A 23,859-nucleotide genomic window follows, 5' to 3' on the forward strand; every position below is an offset into this window, starting at 1 on the left:
CTGGCAAGGACATACCGCAACGACACTTTTATCGCTGCATGAACTCCAGCCAACGACGCTCAGCTTCCTCTCCTGCAGAGGAGGCCCACCATTCGTACGACATCAACACCTGACGCTTGGCATTTTCGGGAAAGCTTGGTAGCTCCTTGGCACGCTCATCGGGAATCTTGCCCGTATCGAAGGCAGCCGGATTGCCGGGGCCGTAATCGATATGTAGCGGCAGATTGGCTTGGTACTCGGGGGCAATCGCCGCGTTGATAAACTCGACGGCCGTTTCCTGATTGATCGCACCTTCAATAATGCACAGGTGCGTGTTTTGCAGCACACCATCGTTATAGGTGAACGCCGCGCTGGCGCCTTCATTAATGATCGCGCTGACGCGACCATTCCACATCATCAGCATGTCGACCTCGCCGTCGTAGAGCAGCTGCGCTGACTGCCCACCAGACGTCCACCAGGTGGTGATGTGCGGTTTGATCTCCTCAAGCTTGGCGAAGGCACGGTCAACGTCCAGCGGGTAAAGCTCTTCTCGCGGCACCCCATCGGCCATTAGGGCGGCTTCAAGCGTCCCTAGTGAATGGTTACGTAGGGCACGGTTGCCGGGGAACTCCTCGACATTCCAGAAATCCTCCCAGCTTTGGGGCGGATTACCATCGAAGGCCTCGGGGTCGTAGGCCAGTACGCTGGAATAGAACTCATAGGCCACGGAGTAGGGCGTCTTGTATTCATCGGGCATTGAGTCGGCGTTGGGGATCTGGCTGAAGTCGAGTTCCGCGATCAGCCCCTGGTTGCCGCCCCGCAAGCAGTTCAATGGCGGGGTGTCGACCACGTCCCATACCGCCTGGCCGGTGGTGCCTTGCACTTTAATCATCGGCCAGGCGTTGGGGGCGCTCTCTTGATTAATGGTGATGCCGAGCGCCTCGGCAACTGGGTCGAGTATGGCGACCGTCTGTGCTTCCTGGTACGCCCCTCCCTGGGATACGAAGGTAATTTGGTCGTCTGCCAAACTATCATCAGCACTGACGCTACCTACCAAAACTACTGAGAAAACAAACAAGTATTTCATGCGGCCAGTATCTTTCATCTTGTTATCTCCACCAGTTGGCTTCTTCAGTTATCAGGGCCTTGGCCGTATAGGTGCAATGTAGATTGCCGCAGCGGATGAAGCGATCACTTTCAAGAACATAGTCGTCAATTAACGCTTCCGCACACCCACCGCAATTGCCACCAAGTGGCTATGCCATCTAGTTCACTCACGCAACAAAGCCGCTAAGCGATGCAGCCAAGCAGGTACGCGAGTGGATAATTGCAGAAACGCAGAATGACGTTGCGAATGTGGCGAAGCAGCATCCAGAGTTGAAGCTTGATTTGCTTTTGGCGAGAAGATTCAGATGCTTAAGAGCTAAAAGGGCAGTTGATATATGGCATGCCTATAAGAGCTTTAGAGCTAATTGCTAGCCGTGAAAGTAAGATTATTCACTCGCTTCATCAATCCAATCTTGAAGAACGTAAAATCCATATAAAATGGCTGACACGCACGCTGCGTTTAATGAAAAGGAGAAGGGCGTTGAATCACTACGGAACACTCCTGTTTTTCTGCGGAAAGATGGGGGCCGGGAAAAGCACCCTATCAGCAAAAGTCGCTCAACAGCGAGGAGCTGTACTTATTTCAGAAGATGCATGGTTAGAGGCCCTTTACCCTGGAGAAATCGAGAATTTTAACGACTACCTCAACTACTCTTCGCGCCTTAAGCCAATACTCAGAGAGCACGTTAAGCAGGTTCTTATGACAGGGGCATCAGTTGTCTTAGACATGCCCGCCAATACCCGAAAACAGCGAGACTGGTTCAAGGGGATATACACAGAACACGAAATACCCCACGAGCTCTATTACCTGACGGTTGGTGACGCAGGCTGCTTAAAGCAACTGAAAGAAAGACAGAAGCAGCAACCTGGGCGGGCACATTTCGATACCGAAGAGGTGTTTAAAATGGTGACTAGCTATTTTGAACCACCCTCAGACTCTGAGGGGTTTAACGTAGTGATTGTCGAGCCTGAAATTACATAAAAGCACTAACAGATACTTTTTCATATTCAGCTGGTGCCTCTCAAATAACGATAGGGGGCGATTTGATCGGCAGACGCGGGAGGATTTGTGCATCAGTTAGCAGCCAAGTGGATAGTAGAAGTACTGAGAGATAGCAATATCCCTTTTCAAATCTGCGGAGGACTCGCCGCAAAGGGGTATGGCGCTGAGCGTGAACTGAACGATATTGATCTGTTTGTCCCTGGCGAGCATTTTCAAAAAGTGGTGCAGGCGGGCCAGTCGTTCATATCCAAGCCCGCCAAGCACTACTGCGAGGAGGGCTGGGATTTAACCTACGTCCAGTTCAAGTATGAAGGCATCAAGGTGGAGGTTGGCAGCGCTGATGGTGCGCAAATATTTGATGTAGCCAGCCAAGCCTGGGTGCCGCTGAAGATAGCGTTTGACCGCTATGTAACAGTCACTTTGCTGGGTCTGGCGCTTCCTGTGATGTTGAAGGAAGACTTGATCCGCTATAAGACTGTGCTCTCACGGCCGGTCGATATCGACGATATTCGCGCTATGCGTGAACGTTCAGGATAATAGTCCGCCTTAGATACTCCGGTTTAATCTAACGGCCACCCAGTGAGAACCACCTGATGCACTACCGCACCATGACTATCAAAGACTATGAAGCTGCCATTGCCTTGTGGGGCGAAAGTGAAGGTGTGCGGCTGCGCGATGCCGATTCACGAGAAGGCATCGAGAAATACCTACTGCGCAACCCCGGTCTGAGCTTTGTGGCAGAAGTGGAAAAAGGAGTAGAAGGAAAACTGGTGGGCACAATAATGGCGGGCCACCCACGATGGCAAGCGCGGCTATGTTCAACACTTGTCGGTATCGGACGCCCATCGCCGGTTAGGCATCGCCACACGGCTGGTCAGCCTATGCCTGGAAGCGCTGAAAAATGAAGGCATTCTGAAATCGCATCTGATGATTTTGGCCGAGAACGAAACCGCCAGACAATTCTGGGCTAATCAGGGGTGGGCATGCCGATCAGATATTCAGCTCTATTCGTTTATCAATGGAGATGATCAGAACGTTTAGTGGTGTTCATGCTTTATGGGTTTTGATTGAAGCACCTAAGCCTAGCACCGGGTCGGGTGGTATGTGATCAAAAAAGATATTGGCGATTTATGAACTAAAAACTCAATGTTTTTAGGCGTGAGCCGATAACACTCTATGGTTGGTAGCAAGATGCGCTCTGTCTGAGCGCTTGCGGTTACCGAAATTGCTTCCACCTTCCCAATGCAAAGCGCTGCGGGCTCCACGAGATATTCCCATGCTACTTCTGAATCGAAGCGTGAAACTGCGCCTTGCCGTGAGTTTAAGCGCATGCATCCTGATGTTAATCGTTGTCGGTACTATCGGTCTCTATAGTCTCAGTAAAACCAACGATGCCCTCAATCGAACCTATGAGGGAAACGTGCTCACATTGGGTAATCTTACTCAGATCAACCAAGCACTGGTTGGTAACCGAGTGAAAGTGACGGCTGAACAGCGCGATCGAAATCCGGCATCTGCCATAACCACGCAGCAGGAGGTCGCAGAGAACGATGCCATTATCGACGCCGCTTGGGATGATTACTTTCCTGATCGTGTGAACGGTGATAATGAGCGCAAAATCGCTGGAGACTTCATAGCAGCGTTGGCCAGCCTGCGCGCCGGTATCGACGAGATTAACGCAGCAATGATTGGCAACGATTTTGACGGTGCGAGAGTCATTGCCACCACCACGCTACGTGCTGAATACCCCAAAGTGCTAACGGCGATCCAGGAACTCATCGACCTTAACAGCATGCAAGCCGCCGCCAATAACCAACAGTCCTCAAGCGACTATGTTTGGACGCGCAACTTCGTTGTTGGCGTTATGGTGGCAGCGGTCATCTTCGGCATTCTGCTCGCGATATGGTTGATTCGTGGAATAATGACACCGTTGCTCAAGGCGCAAGAACTTGCCAACGCCATGGCTCAAGGCAGGCTTGATAACGACATAGATGTTACCTCCAAGGATGAGTTCGGTGTGATGCTCAGGGCATTAAAGAGCATGGAAACCAAGTTCTCGCAGGTGGTCATGTCCGTTCGAAATAACGCCGAGTCCGTGAACGTGGCCGCTGACGAAATCGTGCTAGGGACCGACGATTTGAGCCGCCGTACTCAAGAGCAAGCCTCCAATATCGAAGAAACAGCGGCGTCAATGGACGAAATCACCTCGACCGTGCGTCAGAATGCAGACAATGCTGCCGAAGCAGACAAGCTCGTGCACGAGGTCAGCCAGCAAGCCAATGCAGGCGGTGAGGTCGCTGCTCAAGCTGTCACAGCGATGGAGGGAATCAATGCCTCGAGCCGCAAGATTGCCGGCATCGTGGGCTTGATCGATGAAATCGCCTTCCAGACTAACCTGCTGGCGCTGAATGCGTCGGTGGAAGCCGCTCGCGCAGGCGAGCAAGGTCGCGGCTTTGCGGTTGTGGCGAACGAAGTGCGTAACCTGGCAGGTCGCAGTGCTGACGCCGCTAAAGACATCAAAAAGCTCGTCGAGGATAGTATCGGCCAAGTCGATAACGGCTCAAGCCTGGTTAACAGAGCGGGCAAGTCGCTGGAAGATATCGTGCACGGCGTTCAGCGTGTCACGGTGTTGATGGGTGAGATTGCCACCGCCAGCCGAGAGCAGTCCCAGGGTATCGAGCAGGTCAACACGGCCGTCTCACAGATGGACAGTGTCACCCAGCAGAATGCGAGCCTGGTTGAAGAGTCCAGTGCGGCAGGGCGTTCACTGCAAAGCCAAGCGGAAGCATTGTTGACGGAAGTCTCGTTCTTTAAGGGAACCACTACGGGCCTTAGCCAGCGTGCACTGCCCGCTACGCAGCAGCCAAGCAACAGCCTGCCAAAGGCCACTAAACGCCCACCCACGCATGTGATCGGTGGCAAGAAAGATACCGAGGAATGGGCGTCGTTCTAAACGCCTGAAGCACTAACAAAGCGCCCGGGCAGGGCGCTTTTTTTTGCCATGTTAAGCGGTCAATGCTGAAAGGGCGGGCAAAAAAACAAACCGAAGCCCGTGCTTATCACCCAAAGCAGGTTTTTATATTCAAAATAAGAATATGAAATCATTCTTTTATGCTTTTTAGCAAGTTAAGAATGCCCTAAAATAGCGCCCTTTCTGAGTCAGGCTGCTGGGCGCTTGCTGCCTCGTTAGGCCAACGATAGGGATGCACCATGAGTAAGCAAGCAAGGGATCAAGACCTTTATCAAGGCAGTGACCAAGTCCAATATCAAGAACGTGCGCACTTTAAACGCAGTATGGATACGCGCCATTTGGTGATGCTGTCATTGGGTGGGGTAATTGGCACCGGGTTGTTCTTGAGTTCTGGTTATACCGTGCAACAGGCCGGGCCTATCGGTGCTGTTTTGGCCTACCTGGTAGGCGGCATCGTCGCTTGGTTAGTGATGATGTGCCTGGGTGAGCTGGCCGTGCATATGCCGGAGTCGGGCGCTTTCAGCGCCCATGCCAGCCGTTATATCGGCCCCGGCACCGGCTACATGGTGGCCTGGATGTACTGGCTTACCTGGACGGTGGCGCTAGGCTCAGAGTTCACCGCCGCAGCGGTGTTTATGGGCCGCTGGTTTCCCGATATCCCCGGCTGGTACTGGAGTGGGCTGTTTGCGGCAATCGTCTTTGGCGTCAATGCGTTTACCACGCGCTTCTTTGCCGAGTCTGAATTCTGGCTTTCATTGATCAAGGTGATCGCGGTGGTGGTGTTTGTGCTGGTGGGCGCGGTGGCGATCATTGGCTGGGTGCCGCTGCATGACGCCGCTGGTGCGCAGGTTGCCTCGCCAGGCCTTTCGGCGTTATGGGGAGAAGGCGCCATGCCGCCCAGCCTGCTGGCCATTGGCACTACCTTACTGGCGGTAATGTTTGCCTTTTCTGGCACCGAGCTGATTGGGATTGCCGCTGGGGAAACCGTCGATCCGGGCCGCAATGTGCCCAAAGCCATTCGCGCGACACTGTGGCGGTTGATCCTGTTTTTTGTCGGCACCATCGTCGTGATTGCGGCGCTGTTACCTCAGGATCAGGCCGGGCTCAGTCAAAGCCCCTTTGTGGCCGTATTCCAGCGCCTTGGCGTACCGGGTGCCGCCGATATTATGAACTTTGTGATCATCACTGCGTTGCTCTCAGCAGCGAATTCTGGACTTTATGCCTCTTCGCGCATGCTGTGGACGCTCTCTGATCAGGGCACTTTGCCGAAGTCATTGAGCCGACTCAACAAGCGCGGCATCCCGATGAATGCCGTATTACTGAGCATGGTGGGTGGCCTAGGCGCGCTGTTTTCCAGCGTTTATGCGCCTGAAACCGTCTATCTGGTATTGGTCTCGATTTCCGGTTTAGCCGTGGTGGTGGTCTGGATGGCCATTGCGCTCAGCCAGTTCAACTTCCGCCGCCATTACCTGCGTGGAGGAGGGCAGTTGAAGGATCTGGTCTATCGTACGCCGTTCTACCCCTGGGTACCGCTCACTGCATTTGCAGCCTGCTTGGCGGCGTGCATTGGCATCGCCTTTGACCCGCAGCAACGTGTCGCGCTCTATTTCGGTGTGCCTTTTATTGGCCTGTGCTACCTGGTGCACTTTGCGCGCCACCGTGCGGCCTCCCAACGTTCTGAATATTCGCCCAACGCCATTGAGGAAAAGACCGTATGAGTGCGCCTATGAATGAGTTGAATCCGATCAAAGCTCTCTTGGTGCAAGTGCCCTTTATGGTCATCGACGGTGCCTTGGCCACCGAGCTTGAAGCGCTAGGCTGTGATCTTAATGATGCGCTCTGGTCGGCGCGCCTGCTGGCCCAGGCACCGGAGAAGATCCGTCAGGTTCACCAGGCCTACTTTGCGGCCGGAGCCGACTGCGCGATTACCGCCAGCTACCAAGCCACGGTGCCAGGGTTTATGCAGGCAGGGCTGACGGCAGAAGAGGCGCGGGCGTTAATTCAGCTATCGGTCACGCTGGCCCAGCAGGCGCGGGATGCGGTTTGGCAGCCGGGGCAAATTGACCGGCCTAAGCCATTGATAGCCGCATCCGTCGGCCCGTATGGCGCCTACCTAGCCGACGGCAGTGAGTACCGTGGCGGCTATGATCTGGATCGTACCGGGCTGGTGGCGTTTCACCGCGAGCGGTTTGAGCTGCTGCTGGCCGCAGGTGCTGATCTATTGGCCGTCGAAACGTTACCTTCCCTTGAAGAGGCGCTAGCGATCACCGATCTGCTGGCCGAGCACCCAGGTGCCCAGGCCTGGATCACTTTCTCAGCAAAGGATGGCCAACATATTAGCGATGGAACGCCTATCGCAGAATGTGCCGCCGCTCTGGCCAACTGCCCAGGAGTGGCGGCGATTGGTGTGAACTGCACGGCGCTTGCTCACATCGAATCATTGATTCAGGAAATCCGTCGTGAGTGTGATCTGCCGATATTGGTGTATCCCAATTCAGGGGAAGTCTACGACCCAGTGACCAAAACCTGGCACTCCGCTACATGCGACCATAACGTTACCGGCCCTTCGGGCTTGGAGCAAGGGGTTGAGCAGTGGCTGGCAGCAGGTGCATCAGGCATTGGCGGCTGCTGCCGAACATCACCAAGCGACATTCAATCGCTGGCGGAGTGGCGGCGTTCTCGCTAGCCGAGGGCAGCAAGAATCTCTATGAGACGCTAAAGTGATCGCCGTATTCGCTGCCTAGGTGCCAAGGTGGGGCGCCCTATCCAAAACATCAAAGTGATCCTGCCCAGTAACGGTCGGCACTAGAGATTTACTCAACACTAGCGCTGGCCTGAGCTTTGTGGCAAAAGTAGAAGGCAAGCTTGAGGGAACAATTATGGCGGGCCACGATGGCAAGCGTGGTTATGTTCAGCGCTTGTCGGTGGTGTACTCGCATCGTCGAAGGGGCATAGCAACAGAGCAGGTAAACCTTTGCCTAGAAGCCCTTAAAAACGATGGAATACTAAAATCGCACCTGATGATTCTTCCCCAGAACAAAGCCGCCCAGAAGTTCTGGGCAAGCCAGGGTTGGGCGTACCGATCTGACGTTTTGCTCTACTCGTTTGTTAGCGGGGATAATTTAAATATTTAGGCCAGGACGGTCATGTTCTTGCCGACCCCCTATTGTTATTTGTACTATTGAAGTCCTTTTCACGCTAAGTAAAGGTAGTTGTCCAATGAGCCATTGATGCCCGCCGTTGCAATAACGGCCAGTCTCCATTAGCCCCTGACCCAGGGGGAGTACTTGGCATCTATGGAATCACCTATGACCACTACCCATCTCACCTTAAAGGGTGTCTCCTACGTTTTGCCGGATGGCAGGACGCTCTTTACCGATCTTTATGAACAGTTCGACACACGCCCCACGGGGCTGGTGGGCCGCAATGGGGTCGGCAAAACAGTCTTAGCCCAAATTCTCGCGGGCTTGTTGCAACCTGCCAGCGGCCACTGTCAGCGCCCCGACAACGTGCATTACCTTGCCCAGCAAGTTGCCCAACTAAAGGAGGCGTCTGTTGCTGATCTCGCGAATGTGCGAGCAACATTGGATGCGCTGGCGCGAATTGAAACTGGCAGCACGGCACCAGAGGATTTTGAGGCAGTCGATGATCGTTGGGATTTGCCCCAGCGGTTTCGCCATGAGCTTGATCGCAATGGCTTGGGCTATCTTGAAGCCACTACCCCGGCCAGCACACTGAGCGGTGGGGAAGCCATGCGGATTGCCCTAATGGGCGCCATGCTCTCGGATGCCAATTTCCTGATTCTTGATGAGCCAAGCAACCATCTCGACCGACCCAACCGTCAAGCACTTATTGAACAGCTGCAGCGCTGGCCGCGTGGACTGATCGTGGTCAGCCATGACCGCCAACTGCTAGAGTCCATGGAGCGCATTGTGGAGCTTTCACCCTCAGGGCTACACAGTTACGGTGGCAACTACACCTTCTATGCCGAAGCGAAAGCTCACGAGCAGCAAACTGCGATTGACCAACTCAATCAACATAAGCTGGAGCGCCAACGCCAGGAACGGGCAATGCGCAAGCAGCGTGAACGACAGGAGAAACGGCAAGCCCGCGGTAACCGGCAGGGCAAGGAAGCCAATCAGACCAAGGTAATACTGGATGGCCAGAAAGAGCGAAGCGAAAACTCCACCGGCGCGCTGCGCCAAAAGCAGGCGGCCAGCCGTGAACAACTTAACCAGCGCGTGCGGGAAGCCGCAAAGCAGGTTGAAGACGCAGCGCACTTCACCCTGCATGAAATACCCGTTAATCAAGTCGCCAAGCGCTGTTTGGCAGAATTGGAAAGGGTAGAGCTACCGTTTGTTAAGGGTGCCACTCGTCGCATTAGCCTAATACTGAGAGGGCCGCAGCGCATCGGTATCATCGGCCCCAACGGCTGTGGTAAATCTACGCTGCTTCGCGTGCTAGCGGGCCAGATGGAGCCATTAGCCGGAACCTGCAAGGTGACCCCAGAAAGTGCTTATCTCGACCAGCGATTGGAAAATCTTGAGCCCGAAAAGAGCGTGCTCGAACAGCTGCAACTGGCTAACCGTTCAATGACAGAAGGTGAGCTGCGCATGCTACTGGCCCAACTAGGCCTGGACACGCATAAGATCACCACGCCCAGCGGTCGACTAAGTGGAGGTGAACGCCTAAAAGGAGCACTGGCTTGCATCCTCTACGCAGACTCGCCCCCGCAACTGCTACTACTCGACGAGCCCAATAATCACCTCGACCTGCCATCCGCACAAGCACTGGAAGCCCTGCTGCGCAGTTACCAGGGTGCGTTAGTGGTGGTATCCCACGACGACGCCTTTCTGAAAAATCTAGCGCTAACAGACCGCTTACTGGCAACTGAGCAGGGCTGGTTCCTGGAGCCGGTTTGAAGTGTTATCAGGCGAAAGAGCCGGGCAACACAGTATAAGAATCAATGGGCAGTACCGCCTTTGTTTTAAGTGGACTGAGGCTGGGCCTGATGAGGTCGAATTAGTCGATTATCACTAACAGGAGACTAAAAGGAGAAAGCTATGATTCGTGTACCCACACATCGCGAACCGACACACCCCGGCGAAATGTTACTGGAAGAGTTTTTGCAGCCCATGGACATTACCCAGCGTGAGTTGGCCGCTGCTATCCACGTTCCTTACCAGCGGATCAATGAACTGGTGAATAAAAAGCGGGATGTTACGCCCGGCACGGCACTAAGGCTGGCACGGTTTTTTGGTGTTTCAGCAGACTTTTGGCTGAACTTACAGATGCGCTGGGATCTCTTTAAAGCAGAGCAGTTAGAGCATGAGGATCTCTCTAGTATCCAGCATTGGCAGAAGATGGCGTAGCCCTAAGCATCATGGCATGCTTAGGTGGATGCTGGATATTATCGGCAGCTTTATGCTTGGCTGGAGCCTGCTGATCGCCATGACACTATTAGGGCTACTGATGACCGTCCAACGCAAAGGAGACGTTAATGAAAGCCATCGTGTTTGACGTGTTCGGCACTATTGTTGATTGGCGTTCCAGTTTGATTAATCAATTCAGGGCATTAGAGAAGGAGTTGGGAATTGAGCTGCCCAGTGAAGCGCTGACGGATCAATGGCGTCAGCATTATGCGCCGTCGATGGATCGGGTGCGTAAGGGCGAAATCCCATGGACGGGGTTGGATGATCTGCACCGGGAAAGCCTGGTCAAACTACTCAAGCAACATGGGGTGACGCTAGACGAGGCGACCATTGATCGCGTTAATCACTTTTGGCACCAGTTAGATCCCTGGCCGGATGTTCAGCTTGGCCTCCAACAATTGAAAGAGCATTACATCATCGCAACCCTGACCAATGGCAATTTGTCGTTAATGGTGGACGTTGCCCGCTATGCCAAACTGCCATGGGATATGGTGTTTTGCGCTGAGTTATTCCAGCACTATAAGCCTGACCCAGAGGTCTATTTAGGCGCTTGCCACTTGCTGCGCCTGCCGCCTGAAGAGGTGATGCTATGCGCAGCGCACAATTACGACCTGGGGGCTGCCCGTGCATTGGGAATGAAAACGGCGTTTATACCCCGCCGTACAGAATATGGCCCGGAGCAGCGCAAGGATTTAGCAGCAGAGCAAGCCTGGGATGTGGTGGCTGAGGATCTCGTTGAGTTGAGCGAGAGTCTAATAGAGTGAGCCAATATCCAAAGACCTCAATGTTGTACTAGCACACGCTACGTTATTTGCAGAGCGGATTCGAGCCCAAGGTGGTTAACGAAGGGGGTGAAGTTGCGATCTAGCCTTGTTTTCTATACGGCAAGGCCGTATATTTAGATGATGTTATTCATCGAAACTTCTACGTTCACCAAGCTGCTACCAAGCTACCTCACGGATGAGGAGTACCGTGGGCTGCAAACGTATTTGTTGCAGAAACCGGATGCAGGCGACCTCATCAAAGGCTCCGGTGGTGTTCGTAAAGTTCGCTGGTCATCAACAGGTTCGGGAAAGAGCGGCGGTATCAGAGCTGTCTATTATTGGAAGAAATCTGACCACGAGATATGGATGCTCACGCTGTACAGTAAAACGGAGCGCGCCAGTATTCCTGGGCACATGCTCAAGCAGATAGCGGAGGCAATCAAAAATGGTTGATAGAAACCTTGGAGCAGAGATTCTCGACGGGATTAATGAGATTAAACAGTTCAAGAAAGGCAGAGTTGCGCTGCGAACTAATGAGTTAGCAGCGCCTTCACCCCCCAAAATGATTCGGTTGAAACTGAAGCTCTCTCAATCAGCTTTTGCGGGGCTGCTGGGGGTAAGCATACGTACGCTTCAGGACTGGGAGCAAGGTCGAAGAGAGCCACAGGGCCCGGCGGTTGCTCTTTTGCGTATTGCTGAGCAACGCCCGGAAGTCTTTGGTCAACTTCGCTGATCAGACAGCCATCCACCTTATGACGCAGTAAGCTGAGGCTCATCCGCCCCCACCGCGTCACGCAACGTTTCAGCGAAGCTTGCCAGGGCGGGTGTCCAGGTCTCGGGTTCGAAGGCGGCAAAGTAAGTATCGACATTGGCGATGGACGAGGGCAGTTCCAGGGTGTGAATCCCGAACCGGTGTTGGTGGGCTTCGACTGTTCCGCGGGGTAACACCGTGTACCCCATTCCAGCCGCGACACAGCCTAGCATCGCGTCCAGTGAACCAAACTCGAATATCCGTCCGGCATTCACGCCGTGGGAGGCCAGCAATAGCTCGATACGTTGGCGGTAGCTACACCCTTGGCGAAACGCCAGGAAGGCCGACGTCAGCAGCTCCTGAGAAGAGGGCATCGTCGTCATCGGCGTTGAACCCACCAGCACAAGCTGCTCGCTGAAAGCCTTGAGCAAGTGATAGCGGCTATGCTCAAGTCGCCCGGCCACAAAGACACAGTCCACCTGCCCGTCTAGCAACCACTCGACCAGTTCCGCCGTTGGCCCGGTTTTGATCTGGATATCAACGTCAGGCTGCGCTGCGTGGTACGCCGCCAGTATCGGCGGAAGGCGTATAGCTGTGGTGGTTTCCATGGCGCCAATACGTAGTCGGCCACACGCCTTCTCCTGGCCCTTGAAGAGCGATACCGCTTCATCGTGGGCCGTCAACATGCGTTCAGCGTACTCCACCAATGCCAAACCAGCGCTCGTAGGGCGAACGCGGCCCGCACGCTGAATAAGCTGCACGCCTAGCTCATCCTCAAGTTTCTTGATATGAGCCGTTACGTTGGATTGCACCGTGTGCAGTTGATTTGCCGCCGCCACGAAACTGCCCGTTTCGGCTACAGCCATAAACAGCCGCAGCGATTTAAGTTGCATGGCCCACCTCCCCGTCGATAATCGTCAAGCTGTGGCTATCTCAAAAAAAGATAGTAGCGATCATTACTAGTCGTTTCTAGTAAACGCTCCTCCGCGCGTAGTCTTTCCCTGTACAAACGAGCTGCCAATCCTGCTCGAGGCAGCACGAAAGGGGCATGACATGATTAACAGCAAAGACCTACCGGCCTTGATGACAGGGATAATGGCAACCTTGGCGGGCATTGGCATTGCGCGCTTCGCCTACACGCCGCTACTGCCTGCGATTATTCAGGAAGGCTGGTTCACCGCCAGCCAAGGTGCTTATCTCGGGGCCGCTAACCTGCTGGGCTACTTTGTCGGCGCGCTCTCCGCCCACGCCTTGAGTGAGCGCTTTTCTCCTAGGCTGGTAATCGGCACAAGTTTCGCGGCTATCGCCCTTAGCTTTATGCTTTGCGCTGGCGCGGGCAGTTTTGCTTGGTTCTTCTTCTGGCGATTAGTCTCCGGCATTGCCGGGGCCATTTTAATGGTGGTTGGCCCATCGCTAGCGTTGGCGGCCACTCCGCCTGAAAGGCGAGCTAGCGTTGGTGCCATGGTGTTTACTGGTATTGGTTTGGGCGCGCTGCTTTCAGCTTTCATCGTGCCTGTGCTTCTTGAGTTAAGCCTAACGGTAACCTGGGGCACGCTGGGGTTGCTTTGCATCGCGGCTGGCCTTTTAGGCGACTGGGGTGTTAACCATTTACATGTAGCCCCACCTTTGGCAGCTAGCCCAACGGCCAATAGTCAGAAGGAAGTTGCGGGAGTAAAGCTAGTGGTGCTGCTGGTCATAGGCGCCTATGCCCTGGACGCGATTGGCTTTGTACCCCATACCGTGTTCTGGGTGGACTATCTCGCCAGGGAAAGCGCCCTGGGTAATCACGCAGCTTCCTTGCAGTGGGGCATCTTCGGTTTAGGCGCCGTATGTGGGCCGCTAATGGTGGGTGCCTTGGCGCATCGAGTGGGTTGGCATCGTGGCTTGGCGATCGCCTTTGTGGCGAAGGCTGCCGCTGTGTCGCTGCCGGTATTTTCGCTAGCGTTCCTTAGCCAATCGATATCCTCTTTCATGGTGGGAGCAATGATCCCCGGCATAGTCGCGTTGATCTCTGGCCGTCTTGCTGAATTAGTAGGCCCGACCGCCCACAAGAAGCTCTGGGGGAAAGCCACCGCCTCCTTTGCAGCCGCCCAGGCAGTAGCCGGCTATGCCATGTCGGCGCTTTATGGTACCTGGGGCACCTACGCGCCGCTATTTGCCATCAGCGGCTTTATGTTAGCGGTAGGCTTTTTATTGGTGCTGCTAAGCCGTGGCGTACAGCAGCGCCACGGGCACCTTTCGACTTAGCATTAACCCCAGCAATCTACATCACACCAAGGGAGGCAATAATGGAACTCTACCTCAACGCCACATCACCCTATGCGCGCCTGGCGCGAATCGTTTTACTGGAAAAAGGATTAGCGGAAAGCGTCACGCTAAAGTGGTGCGACCCCTGGGCAGACGATGCCGATCTATTGAAAGCCAACCCTGCCGGGCGTATTCCCGCGCTGATAACGGAGGAGGGCACTACGCTAAGCGAGTCACTGCTGATTGCCGTTTACCTGGATGGCGTAAGCCCTAACAAGCTGGTGATTCCTCAAGACCGTTTGGCTGAGGTGCTGCATCTGGCGGGGTTGGGCCAAAATCTGATGGATGCCGCGTTCAACACCGTGATTGCCAGAAAGCATTACGGCAACGAGATAGACGAGAGCGAGCTGGGGCAGCGGCGTTCGAGAGCCATACAGCGGTTACTGAAACAGTTGGACGGTGAGCTTGGCGAAAAGCAGCAGGTCTCAACCATTAACCTGGGTGAAATCGCCATTGCGGTGGCGCTTGATTATCTCGCCTTCAGGCTTCCAGAGGTGAACTGGAAAAAAGACTACCCACAGCTTCAGGTTTGGCACGCTGGCGTTACTGCGCGCGAGAGCTTTCAGCAGACGGCTTTCGGTTAGGGCTTGCTATCAGGAGAAGTGGGGTAAAGTTTGCTTAGTGCTGGCTGGATCTCAGCTCGCAACTTTTCCACTTCTTCAACCGGAAACTCTTCAATATCCGCGATCATTTGATCGTCCATTTCGGTGCGAGCAATCAGCTTACGGGCTGCGTTGCGTTTGCCTTCCAAAGTGCGCAACTCAGCTTCCTGGTGCGATCCACCAAGTATTGAAACTCCTGCAGTATGTAGAGAAGTACTCTCTGGATGACGCCTATCTGGGTACACCGCCCATTCGAAGTCAAACTTTGTTCCTAAGCATTAAAGAACAAGTCATATGGACAAATCATTCTTCGGTGCTAGTCTGAATACTAGAATATTAATAACACCATAATGACACGGCTCATACGCAGGGAACGCGCAGGGCCGCCGAACTCCGACTCACTTTACTCCCGCACGACCGTCTAGGGCGGGTGAGTAGCCACCCCCCCCCCCTGGAGCAGAGCAGAACCGAATGAATGGCGTACGGCTACGTTCATTACCTTAGGAAACAGCGAACAAAAATAGCAGATCAAGAATAACAAGAGGGAGTTGAAATCATGCCTACCCAACAACCGAGATATACCCCTGCTGTACTCAAAAAGCCTGCGAATTACGGCGTTCTGGAACAGCTGGCGGGAACTTGGGTTAACTATAACCCAGACAACAACAAGACCAGATGGGGGTTGCACACCACGTGCCTGCCTTCCCCAGGAACCAACTCCGAAACCATTCCCGGCAAGTTTCATTTTCTCTGCCAAGACTACAAGGAGGAGCTTACCTTTACATTAGTACCCGGCGGAGTACGCAACCGCGGTGGCGCCAACGAGCAGTTCAGCGGAGCGGTAAAGTACGAACAGAGTATCCATGATCTCGATGGCAATCTGCTTCATGACGAAAACGGTATGTACCTCTGGCTGAGTACTCTTTATAACCATCCCGCCGATGACGACTCCATCATGACCGATATCGGTTATCCCGAACTAGCGGCGGGCGCCGGCTCCGACGGCCCGGTGTATGTGCCGCCCTATACGGTCTCCCGCAGCGGTACGATTCCCCATGGCAGCACTGTGCTGTTGCTGGGTACAGACTCTGAAAAGAACGGGAACCCGGAATTTCCCCATGGCACAGCCGCCTGGGATCCCAATCATCTGGCCATCTCTCCAAGTATGGGGCTGGCAGGCACCACCGCCGACACTCCCATTAATCTCGATGAACCGGCACCGGCCTGGGTTCACGACCCCAGTCTGGCGGAGAGAGACCCAAGCGGCAATAGAACCTACACACAGCGCATTCTGGCGGACGATCACTACCCCTACTCGGTGCGTCCCGATCTTCGCTTGCGCGATGCTATTCAGGATCAGGAGATCAAAAGATTCGTCCTGATTGAGATGCGCACCCGGGAGACCGGCGGATCCGAGGGTGGACTACTGAACACCCCATTCGTAGAGCGATTCGCCCGCGTAACCGAGATGAACTTGCGGATGTGGATCGAGACGGTCATTGAAAACGGCGAGGAAGTTCTGCAGTTGCAGTACGAGCAGATTCAGTATTTTGAATTTCAATTCGGCACTGATGGCGGCACGACCCGCTGGCCACACATTCAGATCAACACTTTACGCAAAAAAGCGTAACAGTACGCCTGGCCGCACGGAGCCTCGACGCTGTTAATGACGGCAGGTGTCGAATTCCCTCCATCTGCCGCGGAAACAGGCTCATCGGGGTAACGAAACATAAGGAGATGAAAACCATGGCGCCATCAGATACAGCGAGAGAGAACGTTTCTCCAGGCCTGTTCGACAGGCTTACAAGCACCAGTAAACCCGCATTGCAGGATCTCCAGGAGGCGGCGCAGCTCGCTTTACAGGTGGAATTTACCACCATACCTGTCTACCTCTCGGCACTCTATTCCATTTCAGACACCGGGAGCCACGTCTACCAGACCCTGCGCAGCGTTGCGATGGAGGAGATGTTTCATGTCAACCAGGCGGCCAACATCATCGTTGCCTTGGGCGCGCTGCCCAAATTTACTGGTGATGCGGTGCCTACTTTCCCCGGCTATCTGCCACAGGCCAACCCAAAGACGACCCCTATGGTCGGCCTGTTTCGTGCATCCCCCGATGTATTCGCCAATGTCTTTGCCGCCATTGAAAGCCCGTCGCAGTACGGCGCGCCTCCTCAGGGCGACAACTACGACAGCATCGCGCAGCTGTACGGCGCCTTGGTCTCGGCGGTGGATGCCTATCCCGGAAACCCCTTCAGTACAACCGGTGTTCCTGGTCGGCAAAGAACCAATATCTATCTCGGCAAATTTGGCGGTAATGTCAACGAAGTGATGGACAAGGAGAGCTTCCACGCGGCGGTAAACGAAATCGTTGAGCAAGGAGAAGGAACCGTTCCCCCTGAAAAGCCCCTGGTGCCGGTTGAGAGCTTTGGTACTTACAACCACTATGGCAAGCGCACCGATGGCACCTACGGGCCCATCCTCGGCACCCCGTACGAGCTGAGCCACTTCCTCAAGTTCCGCGAGGTTTCGCTCGACAGCGCTAATTTTCCGGCGACGCTCCCCATTATCTCCAATCCCGATAGCAGCGACTACACCAACCCGCAGGCTAAACGGCTGTCTGACAGCTTTGATGATCACTACAGCCTGATGCTGCACGCCTTCGAAGCCACATTCAAGGCTGGCGACTCCGACCCTTACTTCAGTGTCGTCCTGTCAATCATGCACCGGGTGCTGCCGCATCTCGCCAGAGCGTTGATGTCTACCCCGGCCTTTGCCGACGGCGACAGCTCCGTTGGCCCCAATGCCGCACCAGCATGGCGCTACAGAAGCGATACCAAGCGCACCTTTGGGGAACTGACGCAGGAGCTTGAAGACGAGCTCGATCAGCTGTCGACATCACCCAGGGAAAACGCGTTGCGCACGCACCTTAAGACAGCCTTGGCAGGCGACAAGGAGATTTTGACGTCAGCCAAAGCGTTAGGCTTGTAATGGGCTAAAGTTGAAAGGAAATCATCATGACTGACTACAAAATTTACCCGCCTATTGGCATCGCCCGTGTGGGGAACGCACCGGAAAAATGCTATATCGGCCCCGAGACATATCGCGGTCTGCCCATTAACCCTGACGGAAGAGACTTCACCCAGGATGACTTCCGGGATGAGCAGGGACGCATGTGCCGCCAGGCTGCGCGCTTTCATATTTTTCACGGCGACGAAGAGATCACCCTGGATACGCCCGGAGTAAAGGCGATCACCTGGACCGTGCACATGGCGAACAAGAAAGCCAGTTGGTATGAGTTCGCCACCAACGAGGGAGAGCAGGGTTACGCCAGCAATCATCCCTTGCGCAACGCCGATGTGCAGGATCGACACCGCTTGATTATTGACCCGGGGCCACGCCAGATCAGCGGCGCCGATGCCGCCCCCGTCCACATGGATCGCAATACAATTCCCGAGGGCTATAAGGGCGCAAACTTCCCTACGGGCATTCTGTATCCCAACCGGGAGTGTATCGACACTTTAGGCGAGCTGCGTACCGACGCAGCCGGTCGCCTGCTGGTGTTGGGCGGTTTGGGTGTTTCCGGAACCGAAGATGAAAGCGCCGTGATCAAACAGTACGCTAATAATGATGGTTGGTGGGACGACACCGGTGACGGCCCCGTCAGCGCGGTAATCGAGTGGGACAATGGCAGCAGCAACCCGGTTGATCCGGCCTGGGTGTCTGTGGCGCCGCCTTCCTATGCACCAGAGATCGCCAACCTGGTAACGCTCTGGGACACCATCTTCGACAGCGCTGTGCGCGCTGGACACAACCCACAGATAAATAATCAGGGTATATGGCAAAGCGGCCCAGATGGCTACAAGCCCAACTTCCAGAGCGAGATAAAACCACTACTGGAGCGGGCCACCACCTACAGCTGGGTTGCGGCAATTCCTCCCAAACCCCACAGCTTCGACATGGAGATGCTGGGTGCAGTACCGGACCATGAGGATCACTACCGTGGTCTGCGCAATTGGATACTGGATGTCCTACGACCACCGGCAGCTGAGAACACCATTATCTCCGGGCGGGGTGCCACCATGATGCCCTACCTGGCGGGAGATAACTGTCTTATCGGTGGGACGTTTACATCTACTTATCTGCGTTTGACAGATACCCAGTTCTTCTTTGTTCAACAGTGGGCGGCGGGGCACTTTGTCAACGAGCCTGTTGCCGATAGTGGCCCTCAATCACTGACGCGCAATGTTCTGGAAAACTGTGTAGGGGGCGCGTTTTCTCCCGGTATCGAGCTCACCTGGATCACCCGCAATCGAGCCATCTACAATCATGACGACCCTTTCCGTATTAACACCGCACCGCCCACCGAAGGGCCACTCAACCTGGGCTTTACGCCAACTGCGATGGAGCCCGGGGATCTCACTCGCTATATGGCCATACCCTGGCAGGCAGACTTCAATGAGTGCTCCTCACAGCCCATCGGTGAACGAGTGTTGTGGTGGTGGCCCGCACAGCGGCCTGAATTCGTCTACCTGGAACCGCAACCTCAAGGAGTACGCCAAGCGACTCTGTCGGTACCGGATGAGCAGACGGGAGGGCAGGTTGCGTGGATTGGTACCGATTTCGATCAGATGCGGGGAGATTTCATCTCCTTTGCCGACGACGTACAGATGGTGCAGTACTGGTCGCGACTGGGTTTCGTGATGGAAAAAGAGGTTCAAGGAGAGCGCCGCTTTGTGGAGGTTGCACGCACCTTACCCCGACCTTTCACACCGAATGGCAGCTGACTTCGATCTCGTTATCCTCGGCGCTGGCCCTGCCGGTTGCGCCACGGCTCTCGCCGCGATAGCGGCGGGGGTCGAGCGCGTGGCGATACTGGACAGGCCCGCCAGGCAGGCCTTCAAAGTGGGGGAATCCGCAGCGCCTGACGTAGTTGCCAAATTGAGGCTGCTGGGTATATCGGATGACCTTGAAGCGAGAGGGCACCGGCCCTACTACACCAATCTCTCCCTATGGGCAGGAGAGCGCAGGTTCGACGATTTTCTCCATCGCTCGACCGGGGATGGCTGGCATCTTGATCGGGAGCGCTTTGACGAAGATCTGCGTCAAGCTAGCTGTGAGAGAGGTGCGCAACTACTAACGCCAGCGGTGTTGGAATCTCTACGCTGGGATAGTAGTGAGTGGCAACTGCAAATAACGCATCAAGACAAACAGCACCTACTAAGTTGTCGTTACCTCGTCGACGCTTCTGGGCGCGGAGCTACTCTCTGTAGGCGACTGGGGGTTGAGCGAAAGCGTCTCGACGATCTGGTGGCGGTGGCGTGTAAATGGCCCAATGCCGGCCGGCTGGAAGGTATCACTTTGGTGGAGTCGGTGGCCGACGGCTGGTGGTACGCTACCGGTTTGCCCGATGGTTCAGCACTGTTGGCGTTGATGTCGGATGCATCCGTTGTGCGCCAGAAGGGATTACGAAATCACGAAGCATTCTATGCGCTCTGGGGCCAGACAGAAGAGCTACAACAACGGCTGCAACCTTTCCGTCAGTACGCACTCTCACTTACCTGCTTTGCCGCCTACAGCGGTTTTGTTACCCAAGCAGCTGGGCCGGGCTGGATCGCAGTGGGCGATGCCCTGGCTGCCTTTGATCCTTTGACCTCTTCGGGAATTTCCAACGCACTGGGCGATGGCCTAGCGGCGGCACCGGTAATCACCGATTGGCTGAACAGGCATGACCTGCAAGCGGCAGAACAGTATGCGCATCGGGCAAACAGAGGAATTAACCGATTCCTCAAAGAGTGGCAAGGCCAATATAGCTTGGAGCGACGGTGGTCGAATCATCCATTTTGGGCTCGTCGTCGTGAACTTGGTTACTCCGGTTAGTTGTATGGCTTTTCGCTCGATGCAAGTGAGTGACTATGGCCGGGGAGGGGGCTTGTCTTGAAAATTTCGGCCAAGCCTACGTCGGGCGCTGGGAAGGCAAACATCTCTAGCAACTAAAGTGAGCTTAGTGCTGGATCTCAGCCCGCAACGTTGCCACTTCGTCAACCGGCAGTTCTTCAATATCCGCGATCATTTGATCGTCCATTTCAGTGCGAGCTATCAGTTTACGGGCCGCGTTGCGTTTGCCTTCCAAAGCGCGCAGCTCGGCTTCCTGGCGTCCTTTCTCAATGCCAAGTTTCTCGCCTTTCTCAATACCCAGTCGCTCAATTGTGTTGACGTAAGGCATATGCTTCTCCTCCTGATGGCATGGCTTATGACTCTTCCAACTCATGGTGAACTCTTGTTAAAAGCGACACTAATGCTTCGACATCGGCATCACGTGTTCGCCATGATGAGACACTGATACGTAGGGCAAGCCGTCCCTGCCAAATTGTTCCCCCGAACCAAGCTTCACCGGAATCCTGCACTTTAGTGAGAACGGCCTGTGTTTGCTGATCCGTCGTGCAGCGGAAAAGAACTTGGTTGAGCACTACTCGGTTAAGCACGCTAAAACCTGCCTCTGATAGGCCATCGGCGATTCGGCGTGCTTGAGTGCAGTGTCTTTCAACTAAATCCGCAATGCCACTGCGTCCCAAGGTTCGTAGTGCTGCCCATACAGGGATCCCTCTGGGGCGACGGGAGAACTCTAGGGTTAGGTTCTTCTGCGCATCTTTGCTAGCACTGGAATAAGCCGCGTCACTGTTCATTGCGGCTGCAAGAGCGTTTGCATCTCGACAGATTGCCATTGCACAGTCATAGGGCGTGTTTAGCCACTTGTGCGCGTCGGTAGTCCAGCTATTTGCTAGCTCAATGCCATCGGTCAAATCTGCCAGTGAAGATGCTCTGGCCCAGAGGCCGAAGGCACCATCAATATGTACCCAGGCACCTGCTTCTTTGGCAATAGGGATGTTCTGGGCAAAAAGATCGAACTCTCCCGTATTTACCTCGCCCGCTTGTAGACAAAGAATGGTGGAGTCATCTAACGAAGGAAGCCGAGAGGCATCCACTTGTCCATGATCGTTAACAGGCGCGTAGACGATTCGCCCCAGCCCAAACCCCAGTACTCTAAGGGCCTTTTTGACGGTAATGTGAGCCAGCTCAGAAATGACGACTTTGATCTCTGGTGCGCCTATCAGCCCATGTTGGTCAAAGTCCCAACCTTGGCGCGCCAACAGCGTTCGCCGAGCAGCAGCCAGCGTGCTGATGGTGCAGGCTGTTGCACTGGTACCAAAGCCCACCGCGCTCTCGCGTGGCAGGTCGAGAGCATCCAGCACCCATCGGCCAGTGATACGTTCCAAGGTGGCTGACACTGGTGAGTTGTCGAAGGTCGACGCGCACTGATCCCAAGCCAACATAAGGCGATCAGCAGCGGCTGCGATGGGCAGAGAGGCGCCTATCACAAAGCCGAAGTAGCGTGGACTATTGGATGCTGTTGTCGCTGGTGACCCAGTATCGTCTAGAAGCGCTAGCGTATTCTCAGCGGGGAATCCCTGCATCGGCAGCGGCTCATCAAATGCTTCCAGTGCCGAGATGGCTGCTTTCGAGGGGAAGACCCGTTGAGTAGCATTCTTTGAGAGATAGCGTCGCCCGCGTGTATCAGCGTTAGCTTGCAAGTCTACTTCATTCATCATGGCCTCCTGATTATTGTCTTTGTGTCATGCAGCTTCAACTGGCATATAACGCCGGGACGTGACCCAAAACGCTAGCGCCAATAGGCTTAGCGAAGCGCCTAAAATGCACACACCCTGCCAACCTGCATGAGCATAGGCGGTTGTCGTGCTGATGGCGCCTAAGCCACTGCCGATGGCATAGAACAGCATGTATAAGCCTAATAAACGGCTATGTGCCTCAGGTCGTGTATGAAAAATCATGCTCTGATTAGTGACGTGAAGAGCCTGCCCTCCCATATCAAGCAGTACAATTCCGATGATCAGCGCCCATAGCGACCATTCCATCAATGATAGTGGCCACCATGCTAGCAGCAGCAACACCAGAGCAGCTGCACTAGTACGTTGGCCGAGCCCTCGATCTGCCCATTTTCCGGCATGAGCGGCGGCAAGGGCTCCCACTACGCCAGCTAAGCCAAAAGCGCCAATGGCCGTGTGAGAATACTCATAGGGTGGCGCACTAAGTGGTAATACCAAGGCGCTCCAGAAAACGTTAAAGGCGGCAAACATTAGCATTGCCAGCACGCCGCGAATTTGCAGCACCCGTTCTTCCCGCAGTAACACCAACATAGAGACAATCAGGTGTGAATAGCTCATGGAACCTGATGCAGCTTTAAGCGTCGGCAGCCGACGCCACAGTGGTAGTGCCACTACTAGCATTATGGCCGCAGAGCACAAGTAGACGCCTCGCCAACCGGCCAGATCGCTTACACCGCCAGCGAACACGCGGGCAAGAAGTAAGCCAATAAAAACACCTCCCTGCGCCGCACCGACAACACGTCCCCGCTCATGAGGGGCAGCAGCACTAGCCGCATAGGCAATTAACCCTTGCGTCATTGCCGTACCGAGCAAGCCAACACTCAGCATTCCTGCCAGTAGCATTGAGGTGGATTGCGACAATGCTACAACGACGAGGGAGGTCACCAACGCCAGCAACTGCATCGCCATTAGGCGACGACGATTCACCCGATCCCCGAGTGGAACAAGCAATAGCAACGCCAAGGCGCAGCCAATCTGAGTGGCAGTAATCACACCACCAACGGCTGCATGGCTAATGCCAAAGTCTAGCGCCAGAGTATCTAGCAGTGGCTGTGCGTAATAGACGTTGGCAACGCTTAAGCCACTGGCAGCGGCGAACATGAGCACTAAGCGACGCGGCATATCCGTGTGCACGACCGGTTTGCTGTTATCACCAAGCGATGCAGGCAGTGCCGAGGTCACCTTCATAACCACTTCCCCTTATTTGGTTTCAAATTAAAACTAGTTGGATAGTAGGCAGCCTGGTTTTAAAATGCAA

26 protein-coding genes and 1 pseudogene are annotated in these 23,859 nt (G+C 54.7%); 21 read left to right on the forward strand and 6 right to left on the reverse strand.

Features of this window, described 5'->3' with window-relative positions; all coding sequences use genetic code 11:
• Nucleotides 1-28: 28 nt before the first annotated feature.
• Nucleotides 29-1,084: an ABC transporter substrate-binding protein gene (locus J7J49_RS19650; protein ID WP_251048416.1), complete on the reverse strand. Its 1,056-nt coding sequence runs from the start codon at nt 1,082-1,084 to the stop codon at nt 29-31.
• Nucleotides 1,085-1,567: 483 nt separating this feature from the next.
• Between J7J49_RS19650 and J7J49_RS19655 the strand changes: the two genes are divergently transcribed.
• From J7J49_RS19655 to J7J49_RS19720, 15 genes and pseudogenes are all read left to right on the forward strand, one after another.
• Nucleotides 1,568-2,068: a P-loop nucleotide/nucleoside kinase family protein gene (locus J7J49_RS19655; protein WP_215095080.1), complete on the forward strand. Its 501-nt coding sequence runs from the start codon at nt 1,568-1,570 to the stop codon at nt 2,066-2,068.
• An 87-nt stretch (nt 2,069-2,155) separates the two neighbouring features.
• Nucleotides 2,156-2,626 carry a nucleotidyltransferase family protein gene (locus J7J49_RS19660; RefSeq protein ID WP_215095082.1) on the forward strand — a complete coding sequence of 157 codons (471 nt, stop codon included), beginning with the start codon at nt 2,156-2,158 and terminating at the stop codon, nt 2,624-2,626.
• Between the two features lie 56 nt (nt 2,627-2,682).
• Nucleotides 2,683-2,994 (forward strand): GNAT family N-acetyltransferase, encoded by a 312-nt coding sequence (locus J7J49_RS19665; protein ID WP_251048423.1) that lies wholly within the window; start codon nt 2,683-2,685, stop codon nt 2,992-2,994.
• On the forward strand, nt 2,915-3,130 hold the full coding sequence (locus J7J49_RS22600; RefSeq protein ID WP_251048417.1) for a GNAT family N-acetyltransferase: 216 nt from the start codon (nt 2,915-2,917) through the stop codon (nt 3,128-3,130). Before J7J49_RS19665 ends, J7J49_RS22600 begins: the two co-directional genes overlap by 80 nt.
• Nucleotides 3,131-3,365: 235 nt before the next feature.
• On the forward strand, nt 3,366-5,042 hold the full coding sequence (locus tag J7J49_RS19670; protein WP_215095084.1) for a methyl-accepting chemotaxis protein: 1,677 nt from the start codon (nt 3,366-3,368) through the stop codon (nt 5,040-5,042).
• 257 nt (nt 5,043-5,299) lie between these two features.
• Nucleotides 5,300-6,778, forward strand: coding sequence for an amino acid permease (locus tag J7J49_RS19675; protein ID WP_215095086.1), 1,479 nt, complete (start codon nt 5,300-5,302; stop codon nt 6,776-6,778).
• Nucleotides 6,775-7,746, forward strand: coding sequence for a homocysteine S-methyltransferase (gene mmuM, locus J7J49_RS19680; protein ID WP_251048418.1), 972 nt, complete (start codon nt 6,775-6,777; stop codon nt 7,744-7,746). The genes J7J49_RS19675 and mmuM overlap by 4 nt, the downstream gene beginning before the upstream one ends.
• Nucleotides 7,747-7,891: 145 nt before the next feature.
• Nucleotides 7,892-8,194: pseudogene (locus tag J7J49_RS19685) on the forward strand (GNAT family N-acetyltransferase); the annotation flags it as partial.
• A gap of 174 nt (nt 8,195-8,368) precedes the next feature.
• Nucleotides 8,369-9,982 carry an ABC-F family ATP-binding cassette domain-containing protein gene (locus tag J7J49_RS19690; RefSeq protein ID WP_215095088.1) on the forward strand — a complete coding sequence of 538 codons (1,614 nt, stop codon included), beginning with the start codon at nt 8,369-8,371 and terminating at the stop codon, nt 9,980-9,982.
• Between the two features lies 1 nt (nt 9,983).
• Nucleotides 9,984-10,100 carry a type II toxin-antitoxin system RelE/ParE family toxin gene (locus J7J49_RS19695; protein ID WP_353048400.1) on the forward strand — a complete coding sequence of 39 codons (117 nt, stop codon included), beginning with the start codon at nt 9,984-9,986 and terminating at the stop codon, nt 10,098-10,100.
• A 23-nt stretch (nt 10,101-10,123) separates the two neighbouring features.
• Entirely contained in the window at nt 10,124-10,432 is a 309-nt protein-coding gene (locus J7J49_RS19700) for a HigA family addiction module antitoxin (RefSeq protein WP_215095090.1), read from the forward strand.
• A 16-nt stretch (nt 10,433-10,448) separates the two neighbouring features.
• Nucleotides 10,449-10,580 (forward strand): hypothetical protein, encoded by a 132-nt coding sequence (locus J7J49_RS22725; RefSeq protein WP_285222447.1) that lies wholly within the window; start codon nt 10,449-10,451, stop codon nt 10,578-10,580.
• Complete coding sequence (locus J7J49_RS19710; RefSeq protein WP_215095092.1) at nt 10,561-11,256, forward strand: haloacid dehalogenase type II; 696 nt, start codon at nt 10,561-10,563, stop codon at nt 11,254-11,256. The genes J7J49_RS22725 and J7J49_RS19710 overlap by 20 nt, the downstream gene beginning before the upstream one ends.
• A 138-nt stretch (nt 11,257-11,394) precedes the next feature.
• The gene (locus J7J49_RS19715) at nt 11,395-11,709 is read left to right on the forward strand and encodes a transcriptional regulator (protein WP_240488223.1); all 315 of its coding nucleotides are present in this window, start codon (nt 11,395-11,397) and stop codon (nt 11,707-11,709) included.
• The gene (locus tag J7J49_RS19720) at nt 11,702-11,989 is read left to right on the forward strand and encodes a helix-turn-helix domain-containing protein (protein WP_215095094.1); all 288 of its coding nucleotides are present in this window, start codon (nt 11,702-11,704) and stop codon (nt 11,987-11,989) included. Before J7J49_RS19715 ends, J7J49_RS19720 begins: the two co-directional genes overlap by 8 nt.
• Before the next feature lie 17 nt (nt 11,990-12,006).
• On the opposite strand, the gene J7J49_RS19725 is transcribed toward J7J49_RS19720, so the two are convergent.
• Nucleotides 12,007-12,900 (reverse strand): LysR family transcriptional regulator, encoded by an 894-nt coding sequence (locus tag J7J49_RS19725; RefSeq protein WP_215095096.1) that lies wholly within the window; start codon nt 12,898-12,900, stop codon nt 12,007-12,009.
• Nucleotides 12,901-13,060: 160 nt separating this feature from the next.
• Here J7J49_RS19725 and J7J49_RS19730 point away from each other — a divergent pair, with 160 nt between their 5' ends.
• Complete coding sequence (locus J7J49_RS19730) at nt 13,061-14,254, forward strand: YbfB/YjiJ family MFS transporter (RefSeq protein ID WP_215095098.1); 1,194 nt, start codon at nt 13,061-13,063, stop codon at nt 14,252-14,254.
• A 41-nt stretch (nt 14,255-14,295) separates the two neighbouring features.
• Nucleotides 14,296-14,898 carry a glutathione S-transferase N-terminal domain-containing protein gene (locus J7J49_RS19735; protein ID WP_215095100.1) on the forward strand — a complete coding sequence of 201 codons (603 nt, stop codon included), beginning with the start codon at nt 14,296-14,298 and terminating at the stop codon, nt 14,896-14,898.
• Here the strand turns inward: J7J49_RS19735 and J7J49_RS19740 are convergent.
• Nucleotides 14,895-15,074 carry a hypothetical protein gene (locus J7J49_RS19740; protein WP_215095102.1) on the reverse strand — a complete coding sequence of 60 codons (180 nt, stop codon included), beginning with the start codon at nt 15,072-15,074 and terminating at the stop codon, nt 14,895-14,897. The two genes, J7J49_RS19735 and J7J49_RS19740, sit on opposite strands and share 4 nt — an antisense overlap.
• A 398-nt stretch (nt 15,075-15,472) precedes the next feature.
• Here J7J49_RS19740 and J7J49_RS19745 point away from each other — a divergent pair, with 398 nt between their 5' ends.
• From J7J49_RS19745 to J7J49_RS19760, 4 genes are all read left to right on the forward strand, one after another.
• Nucleotides 15,473-16,546 carry a peroxidase, FMP-type gene (locus J7J49_RS19745; RefSeq protein ID WP_215095104.1) on the forward strand — a complete coding sequence of 358 codons (1,074 nt, stop codon included), beginning with the start codon at nt 15,473-15,475 and terminating at the stop codon, nt 16,544-16,546.
• Between the two features lie 116 nt (nt 16,547-16,662).
• Complete coding sequence (locus J7J49_RS19750) at nt 16,663-17,907, forward strand: ferritin-like domain-containing protein (RefSeq protein WP_215095106.1); 1,245 nt, start codon at nt 16,663-16,665, stop codon at nt 17,905-17,907.
• A gap of 26 nt (nt 17,908-17,933) precedes the next feature.
• Nucleotides 17,934-19,703, forward strand: coding sequence for a LodA/GoxA family CTQ-dependent oxidase (locus J7J49_RS19755; protein ID WP_215095108.1), 1,770 nt, complete (start codon nt 17,934-17,936; stop codon nt 19,701-19,703).
• Entirely contained in the window at nt 19,651-20,796 is a 1,146-nt protein-coding gene (locus J7J49_RS19760; protein ID WP_215095110.1) for a tryptophan 7-halogenase, read from the forward strand. The genes J7J49_RS19755 and J7J49_RS19760 overlap by 53 nt, the downstream gene beginning before the upstream one ends.
• A gap of 124 nt (nt 20,797-20,920) precedes the next feature.
• On the opposite strand, the gene J7J49_RS19765 is transcribed toward J7J49_RS19760, so the two are convergent.
• Genes J7J49_RS19765 through J7J49_RS19775 form a run of 3 tightly spaced genes read right to left on the reverse strand, consistent with a single transcriptional unit; the run spans nt 20,921 to nt 23,789 of the window.
• Entirely contained in the window at nt 20,921-21,142 is a 222-nt protein-coding gene (locus tag J7J49_RS19765; protein ID WP_215095112.1) for an RpnC/YadD family protein, read from the reverse strand.
• A gap of 25 nt (nt 21,143-21,167) precedes the next feature.
• Nucleotides 21,168-22,526: a pyridoxal phosphate-dependent decarboxylase family protein gene (locus J7J49_RS19770; RefSeq protein ID WP_215095114.1), complete on the reverse strand. Its 1,359-nt coding sequence runs from the start codon at nt 22,524-22,526 to the stop codon at nt 21,168-21,170.
• 24 nt (nt 22,527-22,550) lie between these two features.
• Nucleotides 22,551-23,789: an MFS transporter gene (locus tag J7J49_RS19775; protein WP_215095116.1), complete on the reverse strand. Its 1,239-nt coding sequence runs from the start codon at nt 23,787-23,789 to the stop codon at nt 22,551-22,553.
• Between the last annotated feature and the right edge of the window lie 70 nt (nt 23,790-23,859).

Source organism: Halomonas sp. ISL-56, assembly GCF_018612805.1.
In the GTDB taxonomy this organism is placed as follows: Bacteria; Pseudomonadota; Gammaproteobacteria; order Pseudomonadales; family Halomonadaceae; genus Vreelandella.